At 54.5% G+C, this 5,630-nt stretch carries 7 protein-coding genes and 1 tRNA gene; 2 read left to right on the top strand and 6 right to left on the bottom strand.

Annotated features, from left to right (window positions below):
- The first annotated feature begins 112 nt into the window (after positions 1 to 112).
- Positions 113 to 223, top strand: a complete 111-nt coding sequence (locus BOW53_RS14005; RefSeq protein WP_425442934.1) for a nucleotidyl cyclase domain-containing protein — start codon at positions 113 to 115, stop codon at positions 221 to 223.
- A 206-nt stretch (positions 224 to 429) separates the two neighbouring features.
- On the opposite strand, the gene panC is transcribed toward BOW53_RS14005, so the two are convergent.
- The 5 genes from panC to pcnB are packed head-to-tail and all read right to left on the bottom strand — an operon-like array spanning position 430 to position 4,581.
- Positions 430 to 1,284: a pantoate--beta-alanine ligase gene (gene panC / locus BOW53_RS12340; protein ID WP_078488275.1), complete on the bottom strand. Its 855-nt coding sequence runs from the start codon at positions 1,282 to 1,284 to the stop codon at positions 430 to 432.
- On the bottom strand, positions 1,281 to 2,078 hold the full coding sequence (gene panB / locus BOW53_RS12335; RefSeq protein ID WP_078488274.1) for a 3-methyl-2-oxobutanoate hydroxymethyltransferase: 798 nt from the start codon (positions 2,076 to 2,078) through the stop codon (positions 1,281 to 1,283). The genes panC and panB overlap by 4 nt, the downstream gene beginning before the upstream one ends.
- Positions 2,079 to 2,124: 46 nt before the next feature.
- Positions 2,125 to 2,784: a deoxynucleoside kinase gene (locus BOW53_RS12330; protein WP_078488273.1), complete on the bottom strand. Its 660-nt coding sequence runs from the start codon at positions 2,782 to 2,784 to the stop codon at positions 2,125 to 2,127.
- The gene (folK, locus tag BOW53_RS12325) at positions 2,777 to 3,268 is read right to left on the bottom strand and encodes a 2-amino-4-hydroxy-6-hydroxymethyldihydropteridine diphosphokinase (protein WP_078488272.1); all 492 of its coding nucleotides are present in this window, start codon (positions 3,266 to 3,268) and stop codon (positions 2,777 to 2,779) included. Before folK ends, BOW53_RS12330 begins: the two co-directional genes overlap by 8 nt.
- Entirely contained in the window at positions 3,268 to 4,581 is a 1,314-nt protein-coding gene (gene pcnB, locus BOW53_RS12320; protein ID WP_172838898.1) for a polynucleotide adenylyltransferase PcnB, read from the bottom strand. Before pcnB ends, folK begins: the two co-directional genes overlap by 1 nt.
- 112 nt (positions 4,582 to 4,693) lie before the next feature.
- Between pcnB and BOW53_RS12315 the strand changes: the two genes are divergently transcribed.
- Positions 4,694 to 4,768, top strand: a tRNA-Glu gene (locus BOW53_RS12315).
- A gap of 257 nt (positions 4,769 to 5,025) precedes the next feature.
- Here BOW53_RS12315 and BOW53_RS12310 read toward each other — a convergent pair.
- Positions 5,026 to 5,346 carry a hypothetical protein gene (locus tag BOW53_RS12310; protein ID WP_135607107.1) on the bottom strand — a complete coding sequence of 107 codons (321 nt, stop codon included), beginning with the start codon at positions 5,344 to 5,346 and terminating at the stop codon, positions 5,026 to 5,028.
- Positions 5,347 to 5,630: the final 284 nt, after the last annotated feature.

Below are 5,630 nucleotides of genomic sequence, written 5' to 3'. Positions count from 1 at the left end.
CTCGTGGACACATGACAGGTGCCCACTTACGTTAAAAGAGGTGGACATCTACCGCGTTGGTCGTTCCTTGTACAGGCTGTAACGCCCGGACGCTTACGAAGACTGTGTCACGATCAGCGTTGGTGTGGCGACCACTACCCGGACTGGTGAGGTGACACTCGAGGAACTATCTGAGGCGGCAGACAAGATGCTCTACCAAGCCAAAAAATCAGGCCTAACATGACACGGGCCATTCAGATATGAATGGTCTCAGCCGGAAAGCAGGTGATGTGAATCGTTAGACGTCCTCTCCCAAGTACTTAGCAGACAAATTCCAGGTAAAGTTATGGGATCAGCTTTGGTTGCATTACAGAAGTTACACTGATCTTCGCTGAAGGTCCGCTGAGAGGAGTCGAAAGCCGCCCTTCAGGCAACCATACAACCTGGTACTTATCCTTCGAGATTAACCGGTAAGTTATCTATTAACCGCGCCTTGCCAAGATGGGCCGCGGCCAACAACACCAATTCATTGTCTTCAGCTGTGGGATCGGCCAGGTCATTGGCTCGCCTTATGTGGAAATAGTCCGGGCTGAATCCAGCCTTCTCCAGTTCGGCATTGGCCTGGGACTCAAGGCCTGAGAAGTCCTTGTCGCCAGTCTGCAGCGCAATGGCAATCAACTGCAGAGTCCGGCAGAGTGCGGGGGCGCGACCACGCTCCTCCTTGCTCAGGTAGCCGTTGCGTGAACTCATGGCCAGGCCGTCCTCTTCCCTAACCGTGGCCAGGCCGTAGATCATCACAGGCATGGAAAGATCGGCAGTCATGCGGCGGATCACCATCAACTGCTGATAGTCTTTCTCACCGAAGACGGCAATATCCGGCTGCACCATGTTGAAGAGTTTGCAGACCACCGTCGCCACGCCGATGAAGTGGCCGGGACGGGAGGCACCACAGAGAATATTGGAGATACCGGGAACTTCGACGCGAGTTTGCTCGACATCTGATTTTGGGTAGACCTCGTCCACCGAGGGTGCGAACAGCAGGTCCGTGTTTACCGCTTCCAGTTTCTCGGCATCCGCTTCCATGGTGCGTGGGTAACCGTCGAAGTCCTCCCCTTCACCAAACTGCATGGGATTAACGAAAACGGAGACCACCACGCGGTCTGCCAGTTCGTCAGCCTGTTTGATCAGTTCAATATGTCCCGCGTGCAGATTGCCCATGGTGGGTACCAGGGCGACACGTTCGCCTTCCCTGCGCCACTGGGCTACCTGGTCGCGCAGTTGAGAAACACTGTTTACGATGATCATTCGAAGCTGTGCTCCGCGGCTGGAAAGGTGCCTGCTTTGACATCCTTCACGTAGGCGGATACCGCTTCGGCGACCGAGTGAGTATGCCTGAGAAAATTCTTTACGAACTTGGCCGGTTTGCCCGGAGTTATACCCAGCATGTCATAGAGCACCAGCACCTGGCCGTCGCACCCGGCGCCGGCACCGATACCGATCACCGGGATGGTGAGTTCGCGGCTGATCTCTGCCGCCAGGTCGGTGGGGACACACTCGAGCACCAGCATCTGTGCACCGGCCGCCTCCAGGGCCATGGCATCCTCTTTCATGATCCTTGCCGATTCGTCATCACGCCCCTGTACCCGGTAGCCGCCGAGTTTGTGGACAGACTGGGGCAGCAGGCCGAGGTGCGCACAGACAGGAATGCCGTTAGAGGTCAGCTGACGCACCGTTTCCAGCTGGGTCGCCCCGCCCTCCAGCTTGACCATGTGAGCACCGCCATCCTTCATCAGGTGACCTGCCGTCTTCAGGGCCAGTTCGGCGGAGCTGTAACTCATGAAAGGCATGTCGGCAATAAGCAGTGAATTGCGACGTCCGCGAGCAACGCAGCGGGTATGGTAGACCATGTCCTCCACATCAACGGGCAAGGTACTCTCCTGGCCCTGGATCACCATACCCAGTGAGTCACCGACCAGGATCACATCAATCCCCGCATCTTCGAGCAGGCTGGTAAAACTGGCGTCGTAGCTGGTCAGCACGGCGATCTTCTCGCCCTGCTCTTTCATCTGTATCAGAGATGCAGTGGTAATTGGAGGCATGATCAGGGTTCCCTTGGTTAGGTTCTTTTCATGTTGCAGTGCAATATTAAACCAGTACCGGTGCCGGGTTAAAGTAGTGTTTTCCCGAATGTACGGTGCAGATGCGCTCCAGGAGCAATTGGTAATCCTCGTCCCGGTCCACCGGGTTGATCTCCGTGGCATTGACGATCAACAGGGGGGACTGATCGTAGCGGTAGAAAAACTCGGTGTAGGCATCGCTCAGTTTCTGCAGATAACCAGCGTCCAACTGCTTCTCCTGGAGGCGCGCCCGCTTCTGAATTCGCTGCATCAGGGTCTCCACCGGCGCCTGCAGGTAGACCACAAGATCCGGGATCGGGGCTTCCATGGTCAGGTGGCCATAAACCTTTTCATAGAGATCCATCTCGGCATCATCCAGGTTGGCCTGGGCGAAAAGTCGGTCCTTTTCGAGCATGAAATCTGCCACCAGGGTCGAGCGGAACATGTCTGCCTGGCGTAGATCCTGCAGCTGCTGGCTACGCTGGAATAGAAAAAACAACTGGGTCGGAAAGGCCGCAGCCCGTCCATCGGTATAAAAGCGCTCGAGAAAGGGATTCTCTTCCGCACCCTCCAACAGGGTTCCGCAACCGAAACTCTCTGCCAGGCGATTCACCAGGCTGGTTTTACCGACACCGATCGGCCCTTCGATCACGATATATCCCGGTGGTGTCAGTTGTTTATCAATCATAAATACTCAGCCCCTCGAACGGGCACTCGTCCAACAGGTCACGCAACTTCCCCATACCGGGCACGATAAAATCCGCTGCAACCAACTCCTGCAGAGGATAAAGCACAAACGCCCGTTGTGGCAGTCCCGGGTGAGGGATGGTCAGTTGAGGTGTATCGATCACAAGCTCATCGTATATCAGGACATCCAGGTCCAGTGTCCGTGCACCCCAGCACTCTTTTCTGACCCGCCCGTGTTCAGTTTCGATTGCCTGCAGTTCAGCCAGCAACTCAAAGGACTCAAGACTCGTCTCCAGGGCAGCAACGGCATTGATGTAGTCCGGCTGATCCGCCGGGCCCATGGGTTTGCTTTGATAGAGATTGGAATGTGAGACCAGGCGGCATCTCGGCAGTGCCTGGAGCTGCACCAGTGCGGAACGCACCTGTTCGGCAGGCTCATCCAGATTACTGCCAAGGCCGATGAATGACAGAACCGATTCTGGCACTAGTCGGCCTCTGGCTGCTTGGTTTTGGGTTTGCGCCTGCGGCGTCTGCGGCGGCGCCTGCCATCGCCCTCCCCTTTAGGCGACTTGGCCATCTTGTTGCGCTCGTCTCCCTCCAGTTCCTGGAACCTGGTCCACCAGTCGGCCAGCTCCTGGTCTGCCTCACCCGATTCGGCACGAAGCAGCAGGAAATCGTATGCGGCCCGAAACCGGGGATGAGCCAGCAGGCGGTGGGGGCGCTTTCCTGTCCTGAACTCGAAGCGGTGCTGAAGGTTCCAGATCTCACGCATGGGGATGCTGAAGCGCTTGGGCAGCGAGATGCGTTGAGCCTGTCGAAACACGATCTCCGAACCCGCCTGCTGCATTGCCTGGAGCGGTGATTCCCCTCCCAGGCGGAATTCATCAGCCAATTGCCTGACCGGCTCCCACAGCAGCACCGCGAACAGGAAAGCCGGGGTAACCGGCTTGCCTTCGTGAACACGAGTGTCGGTGTTCTGCATACCGCGTGTGACAAAAGTGATGGGGAACTCGTGCTCTTCGTGAGCCAGCGCTTCCTCGGTCTCCGGAAACAGTTGTCCGAACAGGTTATAGTGGCGCAGCTTCTCGAAGCTTTCCAGGGCAACGCCACCCATGAAGAGCTTCAGTACCTCGTCGAACAGGCGGGCGGCGGGAACACTCTGCAACAGGTCACTCAGCTCGAAGATGGGCGCTTCGCACGCCTCGTTAATCCTGAAACCGAGCTTGGCGGCAAAGCGTGCAGCCCTGAGCATTCTGACCGGGTCTTCCCGGTAGCGGGTCTCCGGATCACCGAGCAGGCGCAGAACCCCCTGCTCCAGGTCGGCCATACCGCCGGTGTAATCGACAACGGAGAAGTCTTCGATATTGTAATAGAGGGCATTTACCGTGAAGTCCCGGCGCAAGGCATCCTCTTCGATGGTTCCGTAGACATTGTCACGCAACAGCATGCCGTTCTCAGTCTCGCGATCTCCCTCCTCGCCCGGCTCCTGCATGCTGCGGAAGGTGGCCACCTCGATGATCTCCCGCCCGAAATGGACGTGGGCCAGCCGGAACCGGCGCCCGATCAGACGGCAGTTGCGGAATACCTTTTTGACCTCTTCGGGATGGGCATTGGTGGCAATGTCGAAATCCTTCGGCTCACGTCCCAGCAACAGATCTCGGACACCACCGCCCACCAGGTACGCCTCGTATCCTGCATTCTTCAGGCGATAGAGTACCTTAACGGCATTTTCACTGATATTTGCCCTCGATATCGTGTGATCAGGTCGAGGAATGATGACTGGCGTGGCTATCTTAATTTCCTTACAGCATTTTTATTGGATCATCGCAGCGGGGGATTCTAACAAAAAACGGTTACGATCCTTGAGGCTGACGACGGGATGCGTATAATACACCTCCTCAACGCATTATGCTCCGTTCGTCTAGCGGTTAGGACGCTGGCCTCTCACGCCGGTAACAGGGGTTCGATTCCCCTACGGAGTACCATATAAATAAAAGGGTTACGGTATTTCGTAACCCTTTTTTTCATTTCTCCCGCCACAGTTCCCTGATTCAGACAAACCCACGCAGGCCCTCAGAATCGATTTATTTGACTAGCATATGAATTTATTAAGAAAAACGGGAGCCGTAGCTCCCGTTCTTAGTTGATAAAAATCATGATCTCCAAAAACTTCTGATCACAAACGGGTTTCTATTTCACCAAACTCACTCAACCAATTCTCTGCTTGCTGTATCTCCAGAAATTAGTTGACCGGCACATCTCTCATGTAGGTTGCCTCCGCCATCTCGGAATAAACTCTATCTTCTGGTGATCTTTCAACGTAAGCAAAAGCCTTGAATCTAGAGGGCCCTTCATTCTTCAAGGCCTGTTGAACTTCGAAAGAGAGAGAATAATTGCTCTGCCTGATCAGTAACACGGGCACTGGCTGATCGAATTGATCTAAATAATCGCGAATGAGAGAGACATCTCCCATAGTGACTTCCCCTTCGGTATAGACCGACATGAGAAGATATTTTCCATTGTGAACTGAAACCCGAACTTTCCCTGTATCTATACAATCCATTGCAAATAATCCCTGGCTAAGTCCCCCACAAATGATGCCATATAAACGTTTATTTAGCTTACTGGAGGGTATTCGTCAACACGAGGGACTTCATTAGGGATGGTCTGAAAAATTAGAGTTTTCATTCACCAGGCACCCAAATTCAAATATCCGTCAAATAAGCCTGTCTTTTATCCCCGAATTGGCGGCGGTTTCAAGTAATAACTGCAATTCAATTACGCAGCAAGCAAATCTACTTGCCGCCCCATAAATAATTCATTCGGTGATCGATAGCCTCTTGTGGC

Source organism: Solemya velesiana gill symbiont (assembly GCF_002020805.1).
Lineage (GTDB): Bacteria > Pseudomonadota > Gammaproteobacteria > Chromatiales > Chromatiaceae > Sedimenticola_A.
Note: the sequence above shows the minus strand (reverse complement) of the source record. Positions and strands in the feature narration are given on the sequence as shown.